This window comes from Moorena sp. SIO3B2, from assembly GCF_010692525.1.
GTDB lineage: Bacteria > Cyanobacteriota > Cyanobacteriia > Cyanobacteriales > Coleofasciculaceae > Moorena > Moorena producens.
In genome coordinates this window covers 30,166-56,448 of the sequence record NZ_JAAHHE010000007.1, presented here as the reverse complement: position 1 = coordinate 56,448, position 26,283 = coordinate 30,166, and the positions used below count along the sequence as shown (strand labels likewise).

Sequence of the window (26,283 nt, the reverse complement as noted above, 5' to 3'; positions counted from 1 at the left end):
TACATTCTGCATTCTAAATTCTTAATTCTGCCTTATTTGACTAAAGCCCGGAAGCGAATAAATCCATAGGAATTGGGTGGGTTTCCGGGTGAATCAGCGTTTGGCACATCCCCAACTTCCACTACTACTACTCCATTTTGATTGAAGGTGACATTACATCCGGCTGGCACTGAGGTTCCTGGCCCGTAATACCGACCGCGATCGCTATCGGGAATATTAGTAAGATAGATGTTCGGTTCAGCTGGACCACCATTGGCTAAGGTAGTGGTGCTCTGGAACAAAGCAATCCCGACATCACTACTTGGGAAGCCAGCTGTGGCATTAAAGGAATCGGTAATAAAGGTAGTTTCCCCAGGCACTCGGTCACAGATGCGCAGGTTTTTAGCATCGTTGCTGCCATTGGAGAGGAAGTATACAGTATACTCTAACTCATCTCCTGGCATTACTTGCCCAGAGTTAATTAATCCCCGCAGATAAACATCAGGATTCGGCCAGTTGGGGTCATTGTCATCAGCAGCACGGTCGGAACCAACGTTATTCTCAGAACTGCCACCATCAATGCCATCGATAAAGGGTGAGCCGGATTGCGGTAGCTCTATCCACTGGTTGGTATCTTTGGGTTTAATAGCAGTAATCCGCTTGACCAGGATGACATTGGGCAAGATATTGTTATAAACTCCAACACTAGTTTGGCGTACACTCACCGTATCTGTATCCCTGGTTTCCAGGAATTCAGGACAACGGCCATTGGCATCATTACTAAGGGTATGCTCCCAGCAAGCACTAGTATTTCCGTCTTCTCCATTGGGGGTGAGACTAATCGATTGACCAGTGCTTGCCCCATCTAAGTCTCGTTGGTAGGTGTCATCCCACAGATTCAATTCAGCTGAGGGTGGAGTATTGATGGCGTTATTGGAGCCATAAGCAATGTAGTCTACAATCTTGAATTCCTCGTCATACAGCCAGATATCTTCTCCAGCATTGTTAAGTTTGGCTGCCTTTCCTAACCAATCCTGGAATGCAGCATCGGGAGCTTGATGGTCTGATGTATTGTTGCCAATCCAAATAACAGCGTATTCCCCTGGTTGGAGAGTGGTGTTGTTGGGGAAGATATAGGCCGGATTAGCAGCATCACCAGTAATGTTGCCAGTATTATCAGTACTGTTAAAAATCAGGTTGCTATCGGCTAGCTTCCAGTTACTGATATCTACAGCATTATCGGAAGAGTTATAGAGTTCGATGAATTCATCATTAGCTTCAGCACTGCTGCCAGTTTGGGCGTAGAGGACTTCGTTGATAACGATATTTCCGGCTTCCGGTGAAGCTTCTTCCGGGACTATGCTGGCTGAAGGTTCTTTCGGGACTAAACTGTAGGTATAGGTGACACACAATCCGGCGGTTGCCTCGCTACTAGAGCCAGTGGAAGCGTTCTGAGAGTTAATGAAAGTAGCTGCAGAGGTAGTATTCACCGGGATACTGACGGTTTCCACTGGTGATGAGGAGCTAATGAAATCAGCTAGGTTAGTGTACTCCTCGGTATGGGTTTCATAGGCAAGAATCGTGGGAGTCCTGCCACCGGAAGTGCCGCTAAAGTCAGGAGGATCACTACCATCGAAGGCTGGTAGATTGAAGTCGGTGGATTGGTTGTAATTTCTGGTAATATTGGCGTTAGTATCAGGCAAGGAAACACTGACTTCTCCCTCCTGGTTCACGGTTATTGTTTTTGGCTGGTCTGCCGTATTCTCGTAGATTAACTCTTGTGCAATCAGGGTACTCAGGGTTAGGTCTACCCTGGCCAGGCTCCCTAGAGCAGAATCAAATTTCTCTACGTTCAGGGTTTCAGTCCAATTGGTAGCCTGGAGTGGTATGATATCGCAAGCGACAATAGTGTTGGCTTTAAGGGTAAGTCCAGCATCAATACTGGTATTGTTGTCTCCCGCAGCCAAGGTGAAGGTATCGGTGCGACCTGTGACTGGATCGGCATCACTGTCTAGGGTGTCATCCCCAGCATCTTGGCGAGTGAAGCTATAGCCCACAGCAGGGGAGGTGAATTCAATGATGTAATCCCCTGGGTCAAGGTCGCTGAAACTGTAGTTACCACTACTGTCGGTAAAAGTGGCATCAACTAAGGTGTTGTCAGATTTGTAGATATTGACTAGGGCGTTGGGAATTCCAGGCTCTCCAGGATCTTGGATGCCATCACCATCTAGGTCTTCCCAGACTTGATCCCCTACAGAGGCAGTCGTTGGTGTAGAGTTAGCGATCGCAATTTGATAATCCTCTACCTCACCATCACTAGCGGCACCAGTAGGAGTAAGGCCAGTATCAGAACTATACCGGAAACGTGCATAAGTATTACCAACGGTAGCTCCAGCTGGTACAGTTAGGTTTAATGCGATCGCATTTCCACTAGGACTAGCATTGGTAGCAATTTGCTCACCACTATCATCAAAGTCTCCATCTGCGTTCCAGTCAATCCAAGCATTCAGCACTCCAGACCCGGCTGTAGTGATATCTAATCTAACATTATCCGATATCGGTAGAGTTTGTCCTTGTAGGCTAGCGCTATTAATTTGAACCCCATCATCGGTATCATCGGTAGCGTTATTGTTATTATCGGTGCCATCTCCAAAGCCATCGGTATCAGCTGTTACTCCACTGCCGAGATAGGTGCTACCATCTATGTCGTGACTAGGACCATTATCGCTGAGTAAGGTATTATAGTTACCACTGCTGGTGCCGTTGCCAGTGTCGGGCGCATCACCAAAGTCTTTGTCACTAGCCACAACATCCGCACAGAAACTCCAATTGTTGAGGGTGACATGCTGAGCGCTGCTTTGGTTAACATCTGAGCCTGGTCGATAGCGCACCACAAACTTATCAATAGCTTGGTCCCCAAATCCAAATTCCACATCAGCCCCATGGCCACCCCCTGTGGAGAAATTGCTCCCAGACTGTCCAGTAGCCACGTTACCTACCACGCTAACTTTGCTCGGGTCGAAGGCAACTAAGGTCGGAGTAACAGTAGTTGAGCCATTGAAGCCCGTGATTACCACTTCGTCTTGCCAACGACTTCCTCCGGTCTCCTGCTCGTCTACAGCATCCACAATGCCTTGTACACCAGTCACTGGCCGACTCATGGTCACTTCAAACTCGATGTAACCCCCACCTACCATGTTGGGGCGGGCATACAAAGCAGGTTGATTGAAGTTATTATTGCCTAGCTTCGGAGAATTGTCGGTGAAGCTATGATTATTGGGGTTTTTAACTTCAACGGTATAGGTGACACCGTTAGCAGTAAAAGTCCTCGGGCCAAGATCCCCATTAGTCCAAGACAACTGACTCCAATCAAAATCAGCAAAAGCCTGGGAACAGGTTCGAGATGGTAGCTGCGCTGCTACTGGAGTAGGAGTAGCCACCAGCAAAGCAGAACCTGTCACTAGGATCGGGAAAGTAGCCTTAGCTAGGTTAGTTATGCCCATCAGGTTAAAGCCTAAAGGCTGCCAATCAGAATTTACCTCAGATGCTCCAGAAGAGTCTGAGGAATGGTATCTGATTCCTTGGAGATAATTGAATAAAGACTTCATAACTGGCCAGAATGAATTAAAGAGAAAAGCTAATTGGTAACTGACCCAACTAGTCTTGATATCAATAAATTAGTTAGTAAATTAGTTAGTTCAGCAACACCGAATAAATAACTAATCGTGGCTCTAGGAAAGTTGCTATGTAAAACGTTTATAAAATAATTATGATAATCAGAATATGGCAGGAGTTTTAGTTTTTGAAAGAATAATTTTTAATAAATTACCCGCCCGATCAGACTTAGTGGGCAATAAGCGCGGTTTTATGCATACAATCAGTTCGGTAGAGCCCTAATCATTAATAACAAATAACTCAGCTTTCAGTACTGAGCACTCAGATAAGCGATTGACCCTAGGTCACGCTACTTGAGGTGCATCCGATTTTCCTCCTAGTTAAACTACTCTTGTGATCTAGGATTGCTTGATTGATGTGGTTATTGCCTAGAGAGAATTACGGAATTTTGATCAGGTTACGGAGGAAATGATATCCGTGAATTCCACATCTCCCTGAGTTAGGTGTTAGGTTAATCCTTCTAGTGCCTAATAGCTATTTTAGTAATTGTTAATTGTTAATTGTTAATTGGTAAGCATTCAGATAATGCGCTACTTGAGGTGCTACTTGAGGTGCTATCAGCTATCATCTGATTCCCTATGGGCACTCTACTTGAGGTTAATTCAGCCATTGGCCTTTGGAAAACGGCTGAATGCTTATGTTAATTGGTAATTTTAAATTATAATTAATGTGCATGATTAAAGCAATCGACAAATAGCGTTACTAGTAGAGTTACTAGGGAAATCAATAACAGACCTGACGTTACCGGTAGAGTAAATTTACCCATGAGCAGTAGAGTGTATTATTAAACTAACCGACAGCTATACTTATTCCTAGAGTTACTGAGTAAATCAGCAATATACCTAAGGTTACCGGTAGAGTAAATTTACCCATGATCAGTAGATAAGATTATTAAACCAAGCAGCAACTAGCGTTACCGGTAGAGTTACTGGGGAAATCAATAACAGAGCTGATCTGATCGGTAGAGTAAATTTACCCATGATCAGTAGATAAGATTATTAAACCAAGCAGCAACTAGCGTTACCGGTAGAGTTACTAGGAAAATCAATAAAGTAAATTCCACCTATAATAAAATCAATTAATTTTTGAGTTAACACTGCTTGTTAACTATACTAATCCCTACTCCCTACTCCCTACTCCCTACTCCCTACTAATCATGGCCAAGACACACATCCGCTTTGACTGGGCGATCAAAAAACTGCTGAGGGATAAAGCTAATTATGTTGTCCTAGAAGGCTTGATCACCGAATTACTAGGAGAAGAGATTACTATTGAATCTATTTTAGAAGGCGAAAGTAATCGGCTCACCGAAGACAATAAACTGAATCGGGTTGATATTCTAGCGCTCAATAGTGCTGGAGAGTTACTGCTAGTGGAAGTCCAAAATAGTTCCGAAAATGATTACTTTCACCGGATGCTATTTGGCGTCTCCACACTGCTCACGCAATATCTAGATAAAGGAGAGCCCTATAGTAAACTCAAAAAAGTCTACTCCATTAATATTGTTTACTTTACCCTGGGGCAAGGACAAGATTACATCTATGAAGGGAAACTAGATTTACGAGGTCGTCATCATCAAGACTCCTTAGGGTTATCCAGTCTCCAGAAAGAGTTGTTCAAACTAGAGAAAGTATACCAGATATTTCCCGAATATTATATCTTGAGAGTCAACCAGTTTGATAATGTAACTAGAAACAATTTAGATGAATGGATCTATTTCCTAAAGAATAGTGAAATCAAGGAAGAGTTCCAAGCCAGAGGATTAGCCGAGGCCAAGGATAAGCTCAGGATTGATAATTTACCATTACCAGAAAGGGTTGCTTATCAGAAATATCTGGAAAATAAACGGTATGAAATTAGCCTGTTGGCAGGAGCAGAAGCAGCTGGAAAATTACAGGGGAGAGCAGAGAAAGCTATAGAAATAGCCCAAGCTATGAAAGCAAGAGGGATTGATTTGGATTTAATCGTGGCAACAACTGGTTTAACTAAAGAAGACGTTGAAAATTTTTGAATGGTCGCTAAGGGATTAAACCTTGAGGTATAATAAATTAATTCTTAAAATTTTTCTGCCCTTTTTACTACTCCCTACTCCCTATTACCTATTCCCTGATTAAACCATTTTAATTATGTCACCAAATCAAAAAAAAGCATCTGAAACTAAACCTGAAAATAACCCTGAAAATAAACAGTATAGCCCTTCTGTATTTCGCATCTCTCCTATAATTCGGATTACCCTAATCACATTTTATTGGGCGCTGTTGATACCATTACCGTTTTTAGCTAAAGTATCATCGACTCCGGTATCGCCAATAATCCTGTGGATAGGAATTAGCTTAGGATTTATCGCCCTCTATGGTGCCTTAAGCGAACAGGTGATTGTAGATGACGAAAAAATTCAGGTAGCTTATCCCAATTGGGTGCCCCGATTCTTCCGCAAAGGTTGGCAATTACACTGGAAAGAGGTGAAAGACTTAAAAATGCGCACCACAGGTCAAGGAGGGCTTGTTTACTATTTCGTTAGCCAGTCTTATGACCAAGCTTACTTGCTGCCAATGCGAGTAGTGGGATTTAATCGCTTAGTTAAGTTAGTACAAAACTATACCGGGATAGATACTACCGATATTCGTCCCCTAGCCCAGCCTTGGATGTATCTAATTTTGTTCGGATTCACCCTCTTGCTATTACTTGTAGATGCCTGGACCATAACCACAGCTATCAATCAGGGTTTGATGTAAGCATTCAGCTATCAGCTCTCAGCTCTCAGCTAATGGGCTACGCGCACGGTACTTGAGGTACTATAGCACTACCCATTAAGATGTTTGACATTCCTAAACTCCGAAACGTAAGTAATCCCTTACTTTTGACTTCTGACGCAATAACCTTGCTGACTTGGGCGTAGCGCTATAAAAGCACTATCTGTAGCACCATCTGTAGCCCATTAGCTGATAGCTCTCAGCTAAAACATTGATAATTTTTAATTGGAGCAAAGCGATTGACTAATCCCCTGTTGCAGCTAAAGCAGGTAAGCCTGACCCTCTCAACCAGGGCTAAAGCAGCTGGAATACCTATATTAACTGATATTTCTTTCGAGGTCAGCCCATGCGATCGCATCAGCGTGATTGGACCATCTGGTGCTGGTAAAACCTCTCTGTTGCGGCTGTTGAACCGATTAAGTGAGTCCACCCAGGGAACAATTTACCTAGATAATCAGAACATCCGGAATATCCCTGTCCTAGAATTGCGGCGACAGATCATGCTGGTTCCTCAAGAACCAAAATTGTTAGGAATGACCGTTCAGGAGGCTCTAGCTTATCCGTTGGTATTGCAACAGCTGCCAAAAAAAGCGATTGGCCGTAGGCCACGCTACGCGAACGCACAACGGACACAAGAGATTCGAGAGAGACTGCGCATCCCAGCGGAGTGGTTAGAGCGTACAGAGTTACAACTGTCTTTGGGACAACGGCAATTGGTTGCGATCGCACGAGCACTAGTTGTCCAACCAAGGATAGTGTTACTTGATGAGCCCACCTCAGCCTTAGATGCTGGTATAGCCTCTCAGGTGATCAGGGTATTTACCGATTTAGCCCGAAAGGAGCAGATCACAATTTTGATGGTCAATCACCAGCTAGATATGGCTGAGTTATTTTGTAATCGACTATTGTATTTGCAAGATACTCAGTTACTCCAAGACAGTCCAGCTGAGCAGATTAATTGGCAACAATTACGAGAGAGATTAGTACAAGCAGAAGCTAAAGCATCTCAAGAGTGGGCTTAATCATTTGTTGACAGTTGACGGTTATTTTAATTTTGCCTATTGCCTCTTGTCTATTGCCTATTGCCTCTTGTCTATTGCCTATTGCCTCTTGTCTATTGCCTATTGCCTCTTGCCTATCATGCGTCTAACCTCTCTTGATGTCTTTCGAGGTATTGCCATGGCTAGCATGATTCTAGTCAACAATCCCGGAAGTTGGTCTTATGTCTATCCCCCCTTACTTCACGCTAAGTGGCATGGTTTTACACCCACAGACTTAGTATTTCCTGCCTTTTTATTTATTGCTGGTGTAGCAATGGCTTTTTCCTTAGTCAAGTACACCAATAACAACCAATCCGTATCCCAGGGGTATTGGCGTATTGGCAGGCGATGTGCCATTCTATTTGCCCTAGGCTTACTGCTCAATGGTTTTCCGACTTACAACTGGGATACTATTCGGATTATGGGTGTCTTGCAGCGCATTAGTCTTGCCTATTTCCTTAGTGCTGTAGCAGTGCTAAATCTAAGACGACGGGGTTTGTGGGTACTGACCGGAATAGTTTTGCTAGGGTACTGGGCAGCGATGTCTTTAGTACCAGTTCCTGATTATGGTGCTGGTAATCTGACACCGGAAGGGAATTTTGCTGCCTATATCGACCGTATGGTATTGGGAACAAACCATTTGTATAAACAAGCTCAATTTGATCCAGAAGGACTGTTTAGCACCTTCCCAGCGGTAGTAACTGTCTTGGCTGGCTATTTCGTTGGGGACTGGCTACGCCATCAACCGATACCGTCCCGCACTAGTTTGGGATTAGTACTATTTGGTGTAGGTTGTCTTGGTTTAGGCTGGGTTTGGGATTTCTGGTTCCCAATTAACAAGCAGTTATGGACAAGTTCCTATGTAGTCTTTTCTGCTGGTTGGTCGATGCTGTTACTAGCTGCTTGTTATGAGTTAATTGAAGTGCGGGGATTTCGCAGATGGGGATGGCCGTTAGAAGTAATGGGGTTAAATGCGATTTTTCTGTTTGTCGCATCTGGTTTAGTAGTTCGCATCCTATATCGAACTAAGGTAGGGACAGGTGATAATGCTGTGAGTACCTATACTTGGATTTATGAAAATCTGTTTCGGTCGTGGGCTGGAGCCATGAATGGTTCTTTGATCTTTGCCATAGTCAATGTACTGTTGTGGTGGTTGATTCTCTATGGGATGTATCGGCGACGCTGGTTGATCAGGATTTAATGGTTAAGGGTTAAGGGTTAATGGTTAATGGTTAATTAACCATTAATAAATCTTTTGGGCTGCCAGTTCTGTCCCAAGTTTTGGATTATTCTCGTTTATGCCTTGATTAAACCGATAGCCAACATTGCGAACCGTTTGAATAATGTTGGGTTGTCGAGGATCAGTTTCTATTTTTTTGCGTAGGGCAAGGACGTGGGTATCGATGGTGCGCGGATTGTCAATAGCATTGGGCCAAGCGCGGCGCAATAATTCAGAGCGACTCAAAGGCATTCCCTCTGCTTGGGCGAGTACATAGAGCAAACTAAATTCTTGTGGAGTCAGGTCAATAAACTCTTCTTTGAAGCGGACACGACGCTGGACTAAATCAATTTTGAGATCACCGTAGTCCAGAGACAGGGGAGCTACCGTAATGCGGAGGCGACGAATTAGGGCTTCCACCCGTGCCATAAATTCCTGTATACCAAAGGGCTTGGTGAGGTAATCGTCTGCCCCAGCTTTAAGACCAGTGACGATATCTCTTTCACTATTACGAGCAGACAACATTAAAATTAGAGATTTTCGCTGCTGCTGAAGCCAGCAGCAAAATTCAACCCCATCGCTGTCTGGTAAATCAGAGTCTAGGATAACCAGAGTGGGTTGGCGATGGTGAAAGTCTTCCTTGGCTTGCTCAAGATTTTGTGATTGGTACACCCCATAACCGGATTTCTTCAGGTGCGACCCTAGAAGCGATCGCAAATGAGGGTTTCCTTCAATAATCTGAATTCTAACTGAGCCCACGGCACATTAAAGTCCTCTTAGCCTTAGCCGTTGGTATTTAATCATAGCAAAGGTCAGGTCAACATTCTGTAACAACTGCTACTTATGATCCCGATATTGGCTTGCGTTCTTCCAATACGACTTCCTAGTGGCAGCAAATGGACCAGGTCAGAGGGACAATAAGGAAAATAGTAAAATTTCAATTTACCATTAATTTTAACTGACCATTTTAGATTATAGCATATAAGATGCAATTTAGTCTAGGTAACATAACAAATAATTGAGAAAAGTATTGAGGACTTGCTACTTTTGCTAAACTGAAGTTAAGTTGGCGTATCCGAGTTTCTACTGAGTGAGCCAATACCGCTACTGTTGATACTCAAAATTTCTTAAGACTATGCTGCAAGATCCTCAAGCTATACGCTGCTATCAAAAACTTACTGACTCCCTAGTCGATTTGTGGAATCGAGGTTATAGCTTCGATGAATTGCGGCTATATATCGATGGCTATCTTTCTGCCCTCAAACACACAAATACCCTTGAATCCTATATAACCTACCGCTTAGAAGAAGATGCCATTCGTTATCTTCGTGATCCATCCAACTTTGAGATGGTACCAATGCCGCAGCCAGAAACCGACTACTATTAAACCTTAAACACACAGAACCCCACTGAATCCGATCAAGTCCATGGGAGTACTCATCCTATCCGTTAGCTGGTAATAGGCAATTACCAATTATCCATTACCCATTACCCATTACCCATTACCAAAAAGCGATAGGCTATTCTCTTGAGTAATTAACTGGACTTGATATCAGTGGGTTTTCTTGGCAATCTGCTTTTCCCAAATACCAACTAAATTCTGAACCCTTTCATCCCAACCATACTGGGAAACACACTCCCTACCGTTGCGACCCATTTCCTGTCGCAACGCTGGGTTCTCAATTAATACTTTGAGCTTGTCGCAGAAATCTTCCTGATTCTGGGGAGTGAACAAAAAACCATTCCATCCGTCTTGGATATTCTCCACTACCCCACCTGCTTCAGGAGCGAGCACAGGAATTCCAGCTGCGAAGGCTTCTAATATAGTTAGCCCTCTAGTCTCCTTTTCTGATGCTGTGATATGAATATCACTGTTGACCAAAAGAGCTGGAACATTTTCCGGTGGCACTCTACCCAGTAAGTAACTATTAGGTGTTAACTTGCTTAAGCGGGTAGCAATCTCATCCCGCATCGAACCATCACCAGCAATGATCAGTGCGATTTTGTCACTGTTGACCTCTTGTACAACTCGTGAAAAGGCATTTAGGGTAAATTCCCACCCCTTATCTGGAGTTAACCGACCTAGAAAAATTAACTTAACTTTCCCCTCAACCTCTGGAATATCATAGTTCTTTTCGAAAAACTGTTCTTCCCGTAAACCAGGATAGAATTTACTAGCATCAAAGCCAACTAAATTGGCATGTAGGGTGTTTTTAATGCCCAGATTGATAATTTTTTTATGGGTAATCCGACTAGAAACTAGGGTGACATCATAAGAATTATACACTGAAATCAATATGGTTTTAAAAATAAATTTAATTCCAGCGACGACCAGAGACGGTAGAGAAAAGTAATCTTCGGCATAGTCAATAAAATTAGTCCTAAAAAAACTCACACAGGGAATACCAGCTTTTTTGGCAAAAGCCACCCCAGGCACTCGAAAAAATCCAAAAAACAGTCTTTCTGGTTCATCAACATGAATAATATCGGGCTGGAATTTTTTTAATTCCTGGAGGAGGATTGAATAGGAACTCCTGCGCACCTGACGCTCAAAGTCCAAGTCCATGAATGAGGTACTCGGTAAATTGATGATTCTCACTCCAGGCAGGATTTGACCAGTATAATCTCGCCAATTGGGATAGACATGTTCTAAAGCACTGTACTCAGGACAAAATAACAACACCTGGTGTCCCCACTGACTCAGTCGTTGTAGCCTAGATAATCCACTAACTGTTACGCCATCAATGACAGGCAAGAATCCAGAGGTGATAATAGCAATTTTCATAGGTGAATAGAATTATCCCACTCAGAGCGTGTTTAATTTTTAGGGGCAAAGCATTGACGATGCGTCCCAATTGTTGCATAAATCATGTCAGAACAGGTAAGGCAAATGTGATCAGGAGAGGGAATTGAGGAAGAGCACAACAATTCTATCTTCTCTATCTTCCCCATCTTCCCCTGAACCATGATCAGTATCTGTATGTAAATACTTCGCCCATCCCAGGAGTTAGGAAACGTTTCATACCAAATCCGGGTTAATTACCCCCTTTTTCAGCAAAAAGCATGAGGAGCTTCAGGAGCTTCAGGAGCTTCAGGAGAACAGGAGAAAGAATGCTGGAATCATAACGGGGGTTTTTGGAGCGAATTTGGTATCAAACACTAGTCGAAGTAGTTAAACCTAGGTTAGGGTGAATCGCATCCGGCAGTTCCTTTTCCACTCGCCGTATGGGTGGATATCGATAAGCGATAAAGCTTGCCAGGATGTTCAGAATTCCCATCAACAGCAACAGCAAGCCCATCCCACGCCCTGGACCAACTCCAATGATATGCCCAATACTACCTGCTAACAGTCCATCGGTAGCCATCATCGGTTCTAAAACATGATCGACTAACGGTCCGGTTAGCATGTGGGCAAGGATCAATAAGGAGTTTTCGATGGCCAGTTGTAAGGCGAAGACCCGTCCTTGCAGATTAGCTGGGACTTTGTTCTGCCAGATAGTTTGATTACAGCTAACGATAATGGGTTGAGCAAATAAAACACCAAACGCTCCAAGAGCAGCTAAGTTCACAGAAGCGCGGCACCCACCTAAAAGTAAGAACAAGCCTTGCAGGATTACAAAGCTAAAAATACCGTATATCCTGGGCTTGGGTCCTCCCCAGGTAGTCATGACCAAGCTACCAATAAGCATCCCACAACCGCCAATAGATAAAATGACCCCAAGTTCAGCACTGGAGGCAAAGCTTAACACCAGTGGCCAGAACAACACCTGAAGAATACCCATAGTGAAGTAGACCACGGCAAAGAACATCAGCAACCCTTGCAGTCCTTGCCGTTTGGCAATGTAACGCCAGCCTGATACTAGATCTTGGCGCAGTTGGGAGAAGTGGGCTTGCTTTTGATGAGTGTGATGGCTAGACTGGAGATGGGGAATCTGAACGCTTAGCAATGTCGCTAGGGCAAAGATGAATGTGATGAAGTCTATTAATAGAATTCCCTGCAAGTGAATGGTCTCCAGCAGCACACCCGCCAAGGTCGGTCCAAGAATCTTGGCAGTTGCCCTAGAGGCTTGCATCATGCCATTAGCACGGCTAAGATGTTCTTGAGGCATCAGCTGAGTCGTAGCTGCTGTATAGGCTGGCAACTGGAAAGCCTTAAACGTTGAACTGATTGCTACGACTAGGTAAATGTGCCAGATGTCTAACCTGCCCGAGAACACCAGAGCCATAACCACCAGTGTGCTAGCCCCTGCCACGGAGTCGCTGAGAATCATCGCCCAGCGTCTATTCCACCGGTCTACGAATGTACCAGCTATGGGTGAGATAATAATATTGGGTAGGTGAATAAATAAAGAAATTAGGGCAAATTGGGTGATTGAACCAGTAGTCTGGTAAGCCCAAACGCCCAGAGCAAATTCGGTAAGATTAGACCCCAGAAGGGATACTAGCTGTCCCAACCAGATCAGAAAGAAAATCTGCATTTATTGTGTCTTTTTCTACTTTACTCGTCGTTATACTCCGCCATCGGCGGGATTATTGTACCTTTTATACATGAATGACTGAACCCCTTGCCAGTTCCCGCTAAGCTTACACCTTGATGGGTAAAACAGTCTAGCTCGGGGAAAAAGACTGTTGTAGGTGGGCTTACTGATATATCTAGTATGGTGGCAAGTTTTATGTTTGACGGTACCCTTGATGATTACTATTTGTGACATTTTTGCTTAGATTGTGGTGACATTGTGTTGATGCAAACCGCGAGAGAGGGAACCACGGCAGTCGCTCATGGTTTGAAGTTACCGTAAGACAGNTTATCTACCTGGACGAAGATAGTCCAGTGCTTGATTTGCCTCTGGTCAAAGGCGATCGCATTGTCCTGTAGGGGGTGAACAGATGACTACCTTTACCCAATCAACAGCACAGGCGCTCTACTTTTTACCTGAATCCGTTAACCCTACCCTGCCCTATAGCATTGGGTTTTGGGTGAAGGGCGGATCGATAGAAGGTTCTCAAACCCTTTCCCTGGAAGAAACTTGGACAATAAAGAAGGGAGTATATCTATTTCTCAAAGCTGTGCCAGAGGGGAATGATGCCATAGACCCTTCGGTGTTGAGCGAACGCATTCGTGAATTTCTGATTACACCTTCGGTACGCAATACCCGGTTTTTGTGGATTGACAACCCAGAGGAGTTAGTCTCTCGCTGGCGATTTCATGCCCTGACCCTTTCTCCAACAGATACTGTAGAGCGACTGACCTTTTTCAATTTCCGCAACTATGAATTAGCGATCGCTAGTGGTGTAACTTGTCAGTTGAACGCAACCAAAGACGGATTTGTGTTTGCCCTCGATCCGTCTCTACACAACCTCCCTAGCACCGAGACTGAATCACCGGAAACTGAATCACCGAAAAGTGACCCGTTTTATTTGTCCACAGGTTATGGTGCTAATCAACTCAAAGGGATTGAGGTCAATGAAGCAGGGGAAGCGATTCCGCAAAGCGGAGGCTACGCGATCGCATTACCCTTTAGCGGAGAGTTGGCCGGTTGCCTGGCCTTTGCCCTGACCTTGCAAAACCCATCTCCTGGCACAGCCTCCTTTGAGGAACTGGTCTATCTGGATATTACCCTGCGGATGTTTTTCAAATCCGCAAACTCCTTACTAGACCAGAATGACCCCTTGTCTGGTTTTGCAGGATTGAATAGCGACCAGGAATTTCTGATTTCTAGCCATCGATATCCTTTTCTGGGGGAAGATAGCGATGCTGCCTCCCATTATTCTCAGCAGGGGGATGGTAGCCAAAATCTGACCTTATATAGCGCCCTAGATCCACTGCAACCGTTGAATAGCGATCGCACTTACTTTGCTTTTGTAGAGCCAGGAAACTCTACTATTTCGGATTTATCCTTGCCTTCTTGTTATCGCACCAATTTGGGATATTCCATCCATGTTACTCCCCATGGTCATGGGGACAGTAGGCTAATCTTTGCAGAGCGTCCAGGGCAGAATTCTAGCATCTTTGGTTCACCCTTGTATCTAGTCCCCCAAGGGAAATTTACCCTCTCGGTTCCCAATTACGAGAGTACCCCCATCCCCAGTGCTCAGGAATTCCCGATACGAGATGAAGATAACTTCTTGTGTGGATTAGCGGGGATTGAATACATTCAACTGTCGAGTCAACAGGTTAATATTCTGCATCTGGAAGCTGGAAAACCGACCTTTGCGCCGGATTTCGTTCCGGAGCAAATTGTAGAAACCAATGAAGCTGGCCAGCGTCTAGAATCGGGAACAACTACAGCTTGGGGATATATTGAATATGACCAAGTAACGAATTTGCCGGTCTATTTTTCCCAACCCAAGCAGTCCTTGCTGTATCGAGCATCAACGTTCCAGGATGGAAACCAAGACCCAACTGATGATCCTCTAACGTTTTTGGAGGTTCCCGTTACAGGACTGCCAAGGGGAGAATATTTACCCTTGTTTCCCTATGGTGGAGTAACTGGAACCCTGGCGCACTATCAGCAAATGGAGGAACAAATCCTCAATCCCCAGCGCCGCAAACAAATTAAAATTGTTGCTGAAACAGACACCACTCAACTTACCGGTGAAGCTCAAGGAATACTAGGACCCGGGACATCAAGTACCCCAGCATTCAGTGCCTTGAGTAGATCAGCTACCCCTGAAGCTCAGGCCATGACAGCTGTTGCTGCCACTACCTCAACAACGGAAACCATCACCGGTACAACTTCCCTGGGATTGTTGGCAACCTATTCCTCTGATTATCAAACCCTCAATAGCCTATTACTGGCAAAGGATACCGACAATGATGATGTTAGTTTGCAGGACTTAGAACGGGGTTCATCCCTCCGTTCAGCTTTCCAGTCCAGTCAGATGTTCCTGGTGATCACTGACCCCACTTCCCTAAAAACCTTTGATACCAATGAACCTCCTCAAGTTATCAAAGAGCATTTTCAGAACAACCAACTAACTATTCAAGGGTGGACCTTCGATCTTAATCCAGACAATTGGCGACAGGGCACAGGGGATACGGATACGGTCTTACTGTTTAAGTTCCTAGATAAGGCCCTGATTGATATTCTCAAGGATACCGCCCTGTGGGAACAACCGGAGGTATTTGTCGGGACGGCAACTGATGCCGAGGAACGGGTCAAGGAAATTAAAGCAGTACGCGATCGCTTAGTGACATTCTTTGAAAATGCGAACGCAACGGCCAACGACCCCAATGCTGCTGAAAAAGACCGGGATAATGCTGCCCCTCTAGCCCGGGTTGGCAGCAGCACCTTTTGGTCAGGGATGATCGCGTTAAATGTCAAGCTGCCAGCGGGGACAGGACTGCCTCAAGACTTGAAAGCCCTAGAATGTGGCATACAAGACCAGGATAACTTCTACGCTCAGTATGTCGGGAGTAATGGCACCCCGATTTTGCCCCAAAATGGGGAATTGGTAGCGGAACAGTCTTCCCTGTTTGGATTGCTGGACTATCAAGACAACTCCGTGCCAGAAACCGGTCCCTTGGGCTATGCCTTCCAGGTGGCCAACTTACGGGTGCAGTTCCAAAATTCACAAATCACGGCATTTTCCAGTCAGGTCAATCTTACCCTAGATAAACTCTTTGACGAAGCTACCCAATTACTCAATAGTCGCTCAGGACGGAATATTGTCATTCTCCAGGGCTTTACGGAAGAACACGATGGGGTGATTACCTATAGCTTTAGCTTTAGCGGCGAGAACTATTTTGCCCTACCCGATAGTCATATTCTCAATAATGTTGACATCGTTAAGGCCACTTTTTCCACAGATCCCCCAGGCAATGATACTACACTCACCGTTGGACGATTTACCCTCTGGGGCCGTCTCAATTTCCGTGACCTAGAGACCTTTGATGGATTCTCCTTTGGCTCAGATACTTCCCTGTCCGATGACGTGTTAAGTGCCAGCAACCTGGTCAACCGCAGTGCCCGTGCTCTGGAAGACGATTATCAGGTAGGGATTGATACTCTCAATCAAGCATCAGCGGAGTTGCAGCAAAAACTGGATGAGCTAGCCAATAACGAACAATTCCTCCAGTTCTCAAAGCTGAGTATTGTGATGAACTGCAAGCATACCAATGGTGCCCAGGATATCACCTTTAGTGTGGATCCTGGGCAAATTGCCTTTGATTTCGCTCGCAGTAAAGCCCGCCCCCATAGTCTCTACAGCAAATTTCCCCTCAAGCTGACTAACTTCGTCTATCTCGACCCTGCTCAACCTGATAACAAGCCTCAAGGGTATCTTACTGTGAAAACTCCCTTGGGCAGTGGTTCTATGCCCGACAGTGGCTTTGGTTTTAATTTCGAGTTTAATTTGGGTAGTTTAGGGGCATTGTCGGGATCAGCTCAGTTTGTGGTTAATCTGTTGATTATCTGGGAACCGAATCAGGATGGTTCCCAGGAGGGAGCAACAACCTTTGTGGGATTGAGGCTACCGGGAATTGGTGGGGATGTGCTCGGTTTTCCTCTCCAGAGTGTACTGAAGCTGTCCTTCAAGACGGTGGAATTATTGGTTGATTCGACTAACGCTTCTGGTACAGCTTACTTGTTGAAAATTAAGAAGGTTGCTCTTAAGTTTTTTGTCCTCTCATTTCCCCCCAATGGACAAACCGAAATTGTTATCTTTGGCAATCCTGATGCCACGGATAGTAATGATGCCGTTGGCTGGTATGCTGCCTATGCCAAGTAATCTAGCAATTATCATAGCTATGAGGTACATAATTTATGGCTTTTAGGGAACAGGGAACAGGGAACAGGGAACAGGGAACAGGGAACAGGGAACAGGGAACAGGGAACAGGGAACAGGGAGCAGGGAGTAGGGAGTAGATAAGAGCAAAGAGGGAAGAGGGAAAAAAATTTGTACCTCATAGCTACGAAAAACGCTATAACCAATAGGTTGAATTTAATTTAGATAAACAGGAGATACGATGGCAGAGGAGAAAATCCCAAATTATCAAGATATTAACGATATTCCAACGTTTATGGAGGAAGTAAAGACTACCTATAGCATTACTGAAGAATTGCCCATCACCTTATCTGACAATCATCCATTATCTGATATGTGGGCAAAACCGATTACTGTTACGGAAGGTACCTCACCGGATCCTTGTTATACGGCTACTGGTTCAATTATTGATGAGTTTCCCTTCAATTTTGCCAAGGATTTTCCCTTTTGATACCGAAGGCGGTCAAAATTAACAAGCAGACTAACAAGCTAGCTATAGCACCTTGGGAAATATAATTACGCTGCTGTTCTACTGAAGGGAAGTCTGCGTAGTAAATCTCGGTTTCAGGAGCGTAGTTGTTGAGGACTCCGGTTTCATCAACCGTGGTGTACATAGTGGACTTGGTCATGGTGTCAGTGCTGAAAGTCATTTGGTTTTTTCTCCTTTCGTCTGTGTTTTACAAGCTTTGGGTCAAACCCTTAAAGCATTGCTTGATTAGGAATTGGGCAGAGAGTTGCTAGCAAAAGCATCCATGGCATAGGCCGGAGTGCGATCGCTATAGTCAGTGTCTTGACCAGTCACAGATTTAGCCAGTTTGTTGAAAGAATCACTACGCCAGTTGCGCTCATGGATGGGCTTGGTTTGCTCACCACGGAAGTAAGCTTGAGTACCAATTACCGCAGCAGCAGTCCAACCAACAATTAACAGTGCAATTACAATAGTCATCATTTTCTCCTTTGTGTTTTTTACAAGCTAGTGGTCAAATAAGTAACGAATGGTTTAGCTGATACCGAAGGCAGTCAAAATTAACAAGCAGACTAACAAGCTAGCTATAGCACCTTGGGAAATATAATTACGCTGCTGTTCAAGTGTTGGGAAGTCTGCGTAGTAAATCTCGGTTTCAGGAGCGTAGTTGTTGAGGACTCCGGTTTCATCAACCGTGGTGTACATAGTGGACTTGGTCATGGTGTTAGTGCTGAAAGTCATTTGCTTTTTTTCTCCTTTCGTCTTTATGTAAATAAATATAACACTATGTAAACTTTTGTTTCAATAGCTTGACAGGAACTTTTTGTAGGGTTAGCCGTATAGGTGTAGGTGTAAAAACCCGACAAAAAGGTAAAAAGCCTAAATTTTGAAGATTAAGCAAGAGTAAATAGGCGTAATTACTGCTAATTACGCCTATAAAACCAAATAATCGCTGCTAATCCTTATTTATAAGTGTTTAAATCTAAGTCTTTAAGTCTAAGTGTTTAAGTCTGAGTGTTTAAGTTCTTACTTTCGGCATATATCTTTGGGAATAGATGGCATACCCCCAGCCCGATCCTACTCAGCCTAAAGATGAGGAGTTGATAGGCTGATCAGATGTGTAGCAAGATGTTTGGACAGGAGTGACTGGGTAAGTCCTGTTGATAGAAGCAAATGTTTTGGCAAAAAAGTAACTTCAGATATAGCGTTTCTTATACCTATGAGGTAAACAGGGTTTTTTCCCACTTCTGACTTCCCTGCTCCCAGCTCCGTTCGCACCTCAAGCAGCGTCTGGCTCTGCCAGTAAGCGTGGCCCACGGCCTTAGCTCCCATTAACCGGCGTAAGTACCTCACCCAATTGAGAACTGCTATATGCGATCGCATTTCAAGAGCCCATGATTGGACAGCAGCAAAGGGTGGCAAGGATCATGCCTACCCTTTTGATTACTCCTACAATTGATCACTCCTGCAACAGAGTCTTAGACACAATTCTGGTTTTCTTACGATCAGCTTCTGAGAGGTCTTCCCCAGTTTGCAAAATCGTAGCATTAGTTTGCAGTACCGTTGCGGCTCCTTTATCCCCCATCTGGATAGCAGTTTTTGCCGCAGTTTGTAACATGGTGGCAGCCCCGACGCGATCGCCCTGCTGTAATTTCGTTTCCGCAATTTGAGTCTGACGATATTTAGCTAAAGCTAGAATATGCTTCTGTACCTCAGGATTGGGAACTGGTTGATAAGCCTCCTGGAAATTTGCCTGGACTGGCACGATTTCCGAGAGTAACTCTTGGGCACCACTGGATGGATCATCATATTTGACTTGTACATGGGCAATGGTTTGACGACCCTCTGGCATTTTCCCAACATACAAGTTAGCGAGAATCACCCGTTGTGAATCAGTCATCAAATCTCCCAAACGTACCATAAAGCGATCGCCTTCTGATTGTGCTGGGAGTTCAATCGCATCTGGTTCTACTTGGGCGATGGGTTTGAGTTCTGCTAACCGCACTTTTGGCATTAAATCCAACAACAGATAAGCATTAGTTAAGCCAACAGACTGCATGCGGTTGAACAAACGTGCAAACTCACTCAGGGCTTGCTCTGGTTCTTCAATGTAAGACAAGCTACCAGTAGCAATATCCGCAATTTTTTCCAAAATATCTTGGTTCCAGTTGGCACCGAATCCCAGACTGTTGATAGTCAAGTTATTTTCAGCAGCCAGTTCAGCTAATTTTATGCAGCTTTCATTGTTTCCATGTTCGTTTTCCCCATCAGTGAGGAGAAACACCTGAGATACCGTGTCTTGTTTAGCTTTAATTAATTCTTTAACCCCTAGCTTTAGACCTTCATCAATGGCAGTACCCCCATCAGCCCCAAGTCGGTTAATCTTTCGTTTGATTTGGTCTAGGTTGCCCATCGGTTGATTGCGAACCAGCACTTTCGCTCTGTGGTCAAAGGCCACAATCGAGAGGCGGTCATCCGGTTGCAGGCGCTCAATTAACCCTACTGCTGCTTGCTTGACAGTTTCCAGAGGCTGTCCATGCATGGAGCCACTGTGGTCGAGTACCAGACACAAATTCAACGGTACATTTCGACTGGAGGAAGCAGCGATCGCAGAAATCGCCATGGATAACTGACGCTGACTACTCGGTTGATTAGCATCAATATTAGTATCGTTAAGGGCTGGGTGCAAACCAACTTTCATTTTAGATAGCTCCTCAGGCAGCAAGGGTAATTGATAATGGGTGTAGGGGCATCAGCCAACATGGGTCGAGCCATTGAGCTGCTTACAATAACCCCATATAAGGCAGTTTTCCCCCATGTTACAGTTTTTACCTTTCGGGGGCTAACCGGCACGAAGAAAATCACGAAGAAAGTATGGCAAGCTACACTGGTTAAAGATAGTGCCATTATTGCAGCCCCAAATATCATGAAACGACCCATCCAGGCTGTTCAATCTACCTACTATGGTAGACCTGCCTACCGCACGCCGCCACCAGACTTACCCTCGCTGTTGTTAAGTGAGCGGATTGTATATTTGGGTATGCCCTTGGTGAGTGCGGTAACAGAATTAATTATTGCCGAACTGTTGTATTTACAGTACGACGACCCGGACAAGCCCATTAAAATTTACATCAATTCCACCGGCACATCCCGTTACGATGGCCAACCTGTGGGTTTTGAAACCGAAGCCTTTGCCATCTGTGACACCATAAATTACATCAAGCCCCCTATCCACACTATTTGTATTGGTTCAGCCCTTGGGATGGCAGCGATGCTACTCTCCGCAGGAACTAAAGGCTGTCGGGCAAGTTTACCCAATGCCACTATTGTCCTACATCAGCCCAGGAGTTATGCCCAGGGTCAAGCCACGGATATCCAAATTCGTGCTCAAGAAGTTCTGACCAATAAGAAGACGATGCTCGATATCCTGTCTCGCAATACCGGTCAAGACCAAGAAAAAATTGCCAAAGATATGGATCGGTTCCTTTACATGACACCTCACCAAGCCCAAGAGTATGGTCTGATCGACAGGGTGCTAGAACCTCAAGAGGTTGATAGTCAGATTCCTGCTGGTATTACTTAGGTCGTAAGCTATCAGCAATCAGCAATCAGCAATCAGCAATCAGCTTATTCGGATCAGTAAAACCAGCAGGGATTTTCAACCAGCCGTATAAGTGCACCCGATGCTTGTTTACTACCTCCCGTTGATTAGCATGATAGCTGACGGCTCACGGCTGATAGCTGAATGCTTACATAAATTGATCAATCTTTACATGCCCTTTTCCACAATCTAGTACTAACTCGGAGCAAATTATGCCAATTGGTGTGCCCAAAGTTCCCTACCAGATGCCAGGAAGTCAGTATACTGAGTGGATTGACATCTACAACCGTCTCTACCGGGAACGGATTATTTTTCTAGGCAAAGAGGTGGATGACGAAATCACCAACCAGATCATTGCGGTAATGCTATATCTCGACTCTGAAGATAATAGCAAAGATATTATCCTCTACATAAACTCTCCTGGTGGTTCAGTCACCGCAGGCATGGCAATATACGATACCATGCAGCATATCAAATCCGATGTAGTAACCGTTTGTGTTGGTCTAGCTGCCTCTATGGGGTCGTTCCTGCTAGCTGCAGGTAAAAAAGGAAAACGAATAGCTTTGCCTCACTCCAGGATTATGATTCACCAACCCTCTGGGGGAACCCGTGGACAAGCTACGGATATTGAGATTGAAGCTAGGGAAATTTTGCGGATCCGCCATCAACTCAATGAAATCTACGCCCAAAATACCGGTCAATCCCTAGAGAAAATCGAAAAAGACATGGATCGGGACTTTTTCATGTCAGCGGATGAAGCCAAGGAGTATGGCTTGATTGACCAAGTCATTGATCAGAGAGCACCCTAGACTGTTGCTCTGGTAAATTTGATCAGGACTTACGCCGCCAAGCCGGTTATTAACGGTAATTACACTTTGATTTATCATCAAAAACCGGGTTGTAACCGTCTTGGTGCGTAAGGGCTGTTTGATGATCTGGTGATGAAGTAGTATAAAGGGAAAAGTAGTAACATTATTCAGCAGGGTACTCTATATATAAAAAGCAGATAAGTCTGTCTAAACGCTTATTGATTACTTATCCCATTGATGAATCTGGCTGATTGTTATCGCTTATTGGGTGTAGGTCCAGGAGCGAAGCAGGTTGAAGTAAAGGAGTCTTATCGGCGTCTGGCACGTCGGTATCATCCTGATATTAACCCTGGAGACAAGCTTGCCCAAGAAAAGTTTATTCGGTTTACGGAGGCTTATAAGCTTCTCCTCACTGCTATTGATGAGTCTGACCGTGAACCAGTCTTAACCTCCGCCACTAGCTTTGGTAATCACAGTAATCAGCCTGGGGACTCACCTCCGCCAACCTCAACTTGGGTCACGCCTAAGCCACCATCCGTTGAGTCCAATCAACCCCTCTCAGCAGTTGAACAACAGCTGAAGTGGGATTCCTATCATCAACTCCAGCAATTGCTTCGGGAGCGACGGTTGATGAGAGCGATCGCATTAGTAGAAGCCTTGGCTCAAAGAATGCCCCAAGACCCAGAAGTGCGTCAGTGGCAAGCGATCGCTTATCAAAGTTGCGCAAGACATTTGGTTAAACAGCACAAGCTGGATAAAGCTAGAAATTATCTCAAAAAAGCCCTCAAGACTGACCCCTACAATAAGTCTCTCTCGGCTGAGATAGAACAGGATTTTCGTTTGATCGAGCAGATGATATAACGCTACGCGCAAATCAGAAAAGTGAAATGGTTTTCTAATAAATATCTTTAGAGTTAGCATTCAAGTAAGGACGCTTGATATCAATTCCAAGCAAAGAAAAGTTGTGGAGGATAAAATTCATCCGACCTTCTGCAGAGTCGTGACCTTGTAGCCAAGCTTCTAGTAACGCATTAGCAACAATTTGGCAGCGATTCATCCCAAAATCTTCTTTAGGCGTAAATTTATAATCAGGTTCTTCTGATAGAGCCAGTCCTGGTAACAGCTGCTTCGTAAACAGAGGCACCCCTTCCATAAAATAGGCTTTGTGTTGAGTATAAACAGTCTTAAGGATGGGTTTAACTGTTTTATAATTGCCCTTTTCAAAGCACAGAACCCCTGAATCATAACGCCCGTAGTCAGAAGGATTGTATAGCACCTTAAACGTGAACGGAATTTTGACTCGGTTCAATCCCTCAGTGATAGCTTTCATAACAGCAACTGCACCTTCAGGACTCAGATTAAAATAGACATTTACTGTCTGGTGTTCACCATCTGAATGGCAAGGATTAACTCGACCAGCATTCCCAACCGCTACATAGAATCCGTTTTGCACTAAATTAGGGGGCATCCGGATTGCCACTAAGCTCCCTATAGTAGCAGCCCTATCAATCGGTTGTAAGTGGAAATCACGCCTAATGTGCAGAATTAGACCCTTCTTTTCCACAGCCAGACTACCATCACTTTCCTGCCTTAGCACTAACCACCCTGGATCAAAGTAGCCTTGAGAGTGATTACTTTCGCACAATCGCTGGCAAAACTCTAGGTTAAGCCCCCTTACCGTATTGTTCTCCAAATCATCGTCAAGTGCCCAACCATTTGAATTGTGATCCGCTGGAAGAGTAGTTTGATAAGAGCCGTGGTAGTAGATACGGTAGAGAAACGTTCGTAGTTGCAGGCTTAGATAGGTATTCTGGATCTTTAAGGGTAGTTGCTGAAAACGAGCTACCACTTCATCAGGAAGTTCCAGGGGTTTGTACTCTGGATGAGTAATATAGAAATTAGATTCAATCTGAACATTGTTAAGAATGTCATAAAAAACATCAAGCAATCCAGGTATAGAAGAATCGAGTCGTTGATTTCGTAGAGTATCCAGTAATTGCATAATCAAGACCAATAGACTTAGGCAGGAATACGGCTAGGAAAAGTGAGTTCAGATTCTGTGATGCCAAAAACAATCGAGATTGATTGCTCTGGATGGCATAACAAGGTCTTAGCAACCTGAAGCATACAGATACCTGTGTTGTCAAAGGGTTTGAGGTGATTGATCTTTAAATGAATTTTGCGAATCAAGACAAACCCAGCAAATTGCATCGCTCGTCTCAAAAAATTCTGACGTCGCTCAATAATTTCTGGAAAGTGAGCCAAATAAGCTTGAGTTAGAGTAACAAGGCTAGGTTGAATTACCTCAAGGGGAGTTGTGGCTAGACGCAAAGCAGTTTCAACATCGATTGCTGTACTGATCACCAAGCTACTCAGCCAAATTTGTAGATAGCTGGCGATAATGGTTCCTAAATCTAAGCTCGGATCTCCCCAAGTGAATTTCTCCCAATCAATTACTCTAACCATGCTTGTCGCTTCTGGCTTGTTTGTAGAGAGGCATTGCTCCCAATCAAGGTGCAGTAATATGTTTTTCAGTTTTAGGTCATTGTGGATCAAACAGCAAGGCTCCCAAACTTGGTTAAGTTCTGCGATCGCTTTCCCTAAACTCTCGTAGCGCTGATAAAGTCTAAAAAATTCAAGAGAATCTTCACAATAGACCCCAAAAACTTCTGGTTCAATTCGTTCTAACCTTTCAAGAAAGTCAACCTCTTCATCAATCGGTAGCTGTTTAGCATTAGAGTTCAAGAAGTCTTTATATTCCTGACAGTCTAGAGTCGTGCGATGGATTGTGGCTATAGTAGCTCCGATCTGGCTAGCGATATCAATAGGAAAAACCTGATCTTTACTATAAAAATACGCTAAATCAGAATAGTCATTAAGATAGTTAAAAACCAGAATTGAGCGAATTAAATCAAAATGAATCGCCTCGGAGATTAGTGGGCGAATAGAGCTTAGATCTGGAAACTCTTGTAAAAACTCATAAAAAAGCCATTCGTACCAAAAATCACCATTAGTTTTCCCTTCATGATCGTGACGCTCTTGCTTAATCAGAAAATAGCGATCCTCTGTGAAACTCACGAGCAAATTAAAGTTTTTGCCGGATTTTGCTTCAATCTGGAGCAGAGATTGCTGATTTTGCTCACAAATACCCTCTTCGATTAGATACTGAAAAATGTTTTTAGAGCTTAACAAAAAAGTCATTAAAAACTACGGATTGCAACTAATGGTTGATAAATTAACCCAGGATAACGCTAGTCATATGAGATGGGAATTGGGAAGAAGCGAATGGGCAATGTTAAAGAAATTATCCATTACTCATTCCCTAATCAGGATGTATTGGTAGCAAGTAAAAGCGTGAATTGGTATTAACTAGAGCTACCACCACGCTTCTGAAAGAATCCTGGAATTATGAAGATAAATTTGTTGAAAATGTTAACGTTTTGGTTAACGACTGCAGTACCACCCTTCTTAGGGATCGCGATCCCTTCCAAGTTCACGTCATTACTAATGATAATAGGCTGGCCATTGCCGAAAAAGTCATTAAAGTCTTTGATGTTAGCGGGGCGGCGTTTGCGGCGGCGTCCGCTACTGTCGTCACCTCCTTCAATCTTGTTGAGCTGATCTTCCGACACATCTGTCATGAAGTCCAAATCTTTGATAGAATCGATGAAGCTTTCCGAAGTTGAAAACAGAGCCGAACCAGCAGGACGCTGATTATAAATTTCCATCTCATCCATATTGAGTACTCTCCCTTTTCAAAAGGTTTAATTTGGGTGAAATTAGCTCTAGAGAATCGATCCAGTAATGACGATTATGGGTAGGCATTAAACATCAGGGCAATCATATATATATCGCCCAAAGTTTAGTTATTCGTTCCGCAGCCAGTAAAGCAGTTTCCCTTCCCAGTTAGGAAGAGTTTTGTTCCTAAACCCTAGAGGTTTGGTGAAGGGTAAAGTAGACTTTGCCAATCCAGAG

General features: G+C 44.2%; 22 protein-coding genes. 10 read left to right on the top strand and 12 right to left on the bottom strand.

What is annotated here, in order from left to right; all coding sequences use genetic code 11:
• Positions 1-32: 32 nt before the first annotated feature.
• A complete protein-coding gene (locus F6K38_RS02950) occupies positions 33-3,587 on the bottom strand; it encodes a choice-of-anchor E domain-containing protein (protein ID WP_287265127.1) in 3,555 nt (1,184 codons plus the stop codon).
• Between the two features lie 1,223 nt (positions 3,588-4,810).
• Between F6K38_RS02950 and F6K38_RS02945 the strand changes: the two genes are divergently transcribed.
• The 4 genes from F6K38_RS02945 to F6K38_RS02930 all read left to right on the top strand — a co-directional run bounded on the left by F6K38_RS02945 (position 4,811) and on the right by F6K38_RS02930 (position 8,648).
• Positions 4,811-5,665: an Rpn family recombination-promoting nuclease/putative transposase gene (locus F6K38_RS02945; RefSeq protein ID WP_008187782.1), complete on the top strand. Its 855-nt coding sequence runs from the start codon at positions 4,811-4,813 to the stop codon at positions 5,663-5,665.
• Positions 5,666-5,780: 115 nt separating this feature from the next.
• Positions 5,781-6,389, top strand: a complete 609-nt coding sequence (locus tag F6K38_RS02940) for a hypothetical protein (protein ID WP_008187783.1) — start codon at positions 5,781-5,783, stop codon at positions 6,387-6,389.
• 257 nt (positions 6,390-6,646) lie between these two features.
• The gene (locus F6K38_RS02935) at positions 6,647-7,429 is read left to right on the top strand and encodes an ABC transporter ATP-binding protein (RefSeq protein ID WP_008187784.1); all 783 of its coding nucleotides are present in this window, start codon (positions 6,647-6,649) and stop codon (positions 7,427-7,429) included.
• 118 nt (positions 7,430-7,547) lie between these two features.
• Positions 7,548-8,648 carry an acyltransferase family protein gene (locus tag F6K38_RS02930; RefSeq protein ID WP_008187785.1) on the top strand — a complete coding sequence of 367 codons (1,101 nt, stop codon included), beginning with the start codon at positions 7,548-7,550 and terminating at the stop codon, positions 8,646-8,648.
• A 42-nt stretch (positions 8,649-8,690) separates the two neighbouring features.
• Here F6K38_RS02930 and F6K38_RS02925 read toward each other — a convergent pair whose 3' ends face one another.
• Positions 8,691-9,425, bottom strand: coding sequence for a response regulator transcription factor (locus F6K38_RS02925; protein WP_008187786.1), 735 nt, complete (start codon positions 9,423-9,425; stop codon positions 8,691-8,693).
• Positions 9,426-9,801: 376 nt separating this feature from the next.
• Here F6K38_RS02925 and F6K38_RS02920 point away from each other — a divergent pair, with 376 nt between their 5' ends.
• Positions 9,802-10,053, top strand: coding sequence for a DUF6761 family protein (locus F6K38_RS02920; protein ID WP_008187787.1), 252 nt, complete (start codon positions 9,802-9,804; stop codon positions 10,051-10,053).
• A 165-nt stretch (positions 10,054-10,218) separates the two neighbouring features.
• Here F6K38_RS02920 and F6K38_RS02915 read toward each other — a convergent pair whose 3' ends face one another.
• On the bottom strand, positions 10,219-11,451 hold the full coding sequence (locus F6K38_RS02915) for a glycosyltransferase (protein WP_008187789.1): 1,233 nt from the start codon (positions 11,449-11,451) through the stop codon (positions 10,219-10,221).
• 367 nt (positions 11,452-11,818) lie between these two features.
• Complete coding sequence (locus F6K38_RS02910; protein ID WP_287265126.1) at positions 11,819-13,144, bottom strand: MFS transporter; 1,326 nt, start codon at positions 13,142-13,144, stop codon at positions 11,819-11,821.
• A 409-nt stretch (positions 13,145-13,553) separates the two neighbouring features.
• Between F6K38_RS02910 and F6K38_RS02905 the strand changes: the two genes are divergently transcribed.
• Entirely contained in the window at positions 13,554-17,396 is a 3,843-nt protein-coding gene (locus F6K38_RS02905; protein WP_287356024.1) for a hypothetical protein, read from the top strand.
• Between the two features lie 17 nt (positions 17,397-17,413).
• Here the strand turns inward: F6K38_RS02905 and F6K38_RS02900 are convergent, their stop codons facing one another.
• Positions 17,414-17,575, bottom strand: a complete 162-nt coding sequence (locus F6K38_RS02900; RefSeq protein ID WP_287356022.1) for a hypothetical protein — start codon at positions 17,573-17,575, stop codon at positions 17,414-17,416.
• A gap of 59 nt (positions 17,576-17,634) precedes the next feature.
• On the opposite strand from F6K38_RS02900, the gene F6K38_RS02895 reads away from it, so the two are divergent.
• Positions 17,635-17,883 carry a hypothetical protein gene (locus tag F6K38_RS02895; RefSeq protein ID WP_287356020.1) on the top strand — a complete coding sequence of 83 codons (249 nt, stop codon included), beginning with the start codon at positions 17,635-17,637 and terminating at the stop codon, positions 17,881-17,883.
• Here the strand turns inward: F6K38_RS02895 and psb34 (F6K38_RS02890) are convergent.
• The 4 genes from psb34 (F6K38_RS02890) to F6K38_RS02875 form a co-directional block, all read right to left on the bottom strand.
• On the bottom strand, positions 17,855-18,082 hold the full coding sequence (gene psb34 / locus F6K38_RS02890; protein ID WP_353737164.1) for a photosystem II assembly protein Psb34: 228 nt from the start codon (positions 18,080-18,082) through the stop codon (positions 17,855-17,857). The genes F6K38_RS02895 and psb34 (F6K38_RS02890) overlap by 29 nt on opposite strands.
• 65 nt (positions 18,083-18,147) lie before the next feature.
• Complete coding sequence (locus F6K38_RS02885) at positions 18,148-18,378, bottom strand: photosystem II protein, Psb35-related (RefSeq protein ID WP_271970338.1); 231 nt, start codon at positions 18,376-18,378, stop codon at positions 18,148-18,150.
• Positions 18,379-18,432: 54 nt separating this feature from the next.
• Positions 18,433-18,603 carry a photosystem II assembly protein Psb34 gene (psb34, locus tag F6K38_RS02880; RefSeq protein ID WP_044492715.1) on the bottom strand — a complete coding sequence of 57 codons (171 nt, stop codon included), beginning with the start codon at positions 18,601-18,603 and terminating at the stop codon, positions 18,433-18,435.
• A 754-nt stretch (positions 18,604-19,357) separates the two neighbouring features.
• Complete coding sequence (locus F6K38_RS02875; protein ID WP_008180349.1) at positions 19,358-20,599, bottom strand: vWA domain-containing protein; 1,242 nt, start codon at positions 20,597-20,599, stop codon at positions 19,358-19,360.
• 225 nt (positions 20,600-20,824) lie between these two features.
• On the opposite strand from F6K38_RS02875, the gene F6K38_RS02870 reads away from it, so the two are divergent.
• The 3 genes from F6K38_RS02870 to F6K38_RS02860 all read left to right on the top strand — a co-directional run bounded on the left by F6K38_RS02870 (position 20,825) and on the right by F6K38_RS02860 (position 23,169).
• Positions 20,825-21,481, top strand: coding sequence for an ATP-dependent Clp protease proteolytic subunit (locus F6K38_RS02870; RefSeq protein WP_287356072.1), 657 nt, complete (start codon positions 20,825-20,827; stop codon positions 21,479-21,481).
• A 230-nt stretch (positions 21,482-21,711) separates the two neighbouring features.
• The gene (locus F6K38_RS02865; RefSeq protein ID WP_008180354.1) at positions 21,712-22,308 is read left to right on the top strand and encodes an ATP-dependent Clp protease proteolytic subunit; all 597 of its coding nucleotides are present in this window, start codon (positions 21,712-21,714) and stop codon (positions 22,306-22,308) included.
• A gap of 237 nt (positions 22,309-22,545) precedes the next feature.
• Entirely contained in the window at positions 22,546-23,169 is a 624-nt protein-coding gene (locus tag F6K38_RS02860; RefSeq protein WP_008180357.1) for a J domain-containing protein, read from the top strand.
• A 34-nt stretch (positions 23,170-23,203) separates the two neighbouring features.
• Here the strand turns inward: F6K38_RS02860 and F6K38_RS02855 are convergent, their stop codons facing one another.
• The 3 genes from F6K38_RS02855 to F6K38_RS02845 form a co-directional block, all read right to left on the bottom strand.
• A complete protein-coding gene (locus F6K38_RS02855) occupies positions 23,204-24,310 on the bottom strand; it encodes a T3SS effector HopA1 family protein (RefSeq protein WP_008180360.1) in 1,107 nt (368 codons plus the stop codon).
• A 17-nt stretch (positions 24,311-24,327) separates the two neighbouring features.
• On the bottom strand, positions 24,328-25,509 hold the full coding sequence (locus F6K38_RS02850; protein ID WP_008180361.1) for a phosphotransferase family protein: 1,182 nt from the start codon (positions 25,507-25,509) through the stop codon (positions 24,328-24,330).
• Between the two features lie 164 nt (positions 25,510-25,673).
• Positions 25,674-26,045, bottom strand: coding sequence for a hypothetical protein (locus F6K38_RS02845; protein WP_008180363.1), 372 nt, complete (start codon positions 26,043-26,045; stop codon positions 25,674-25,676).
• Positions 26,046-26,283: the final 238 nt, after the last annotated feature.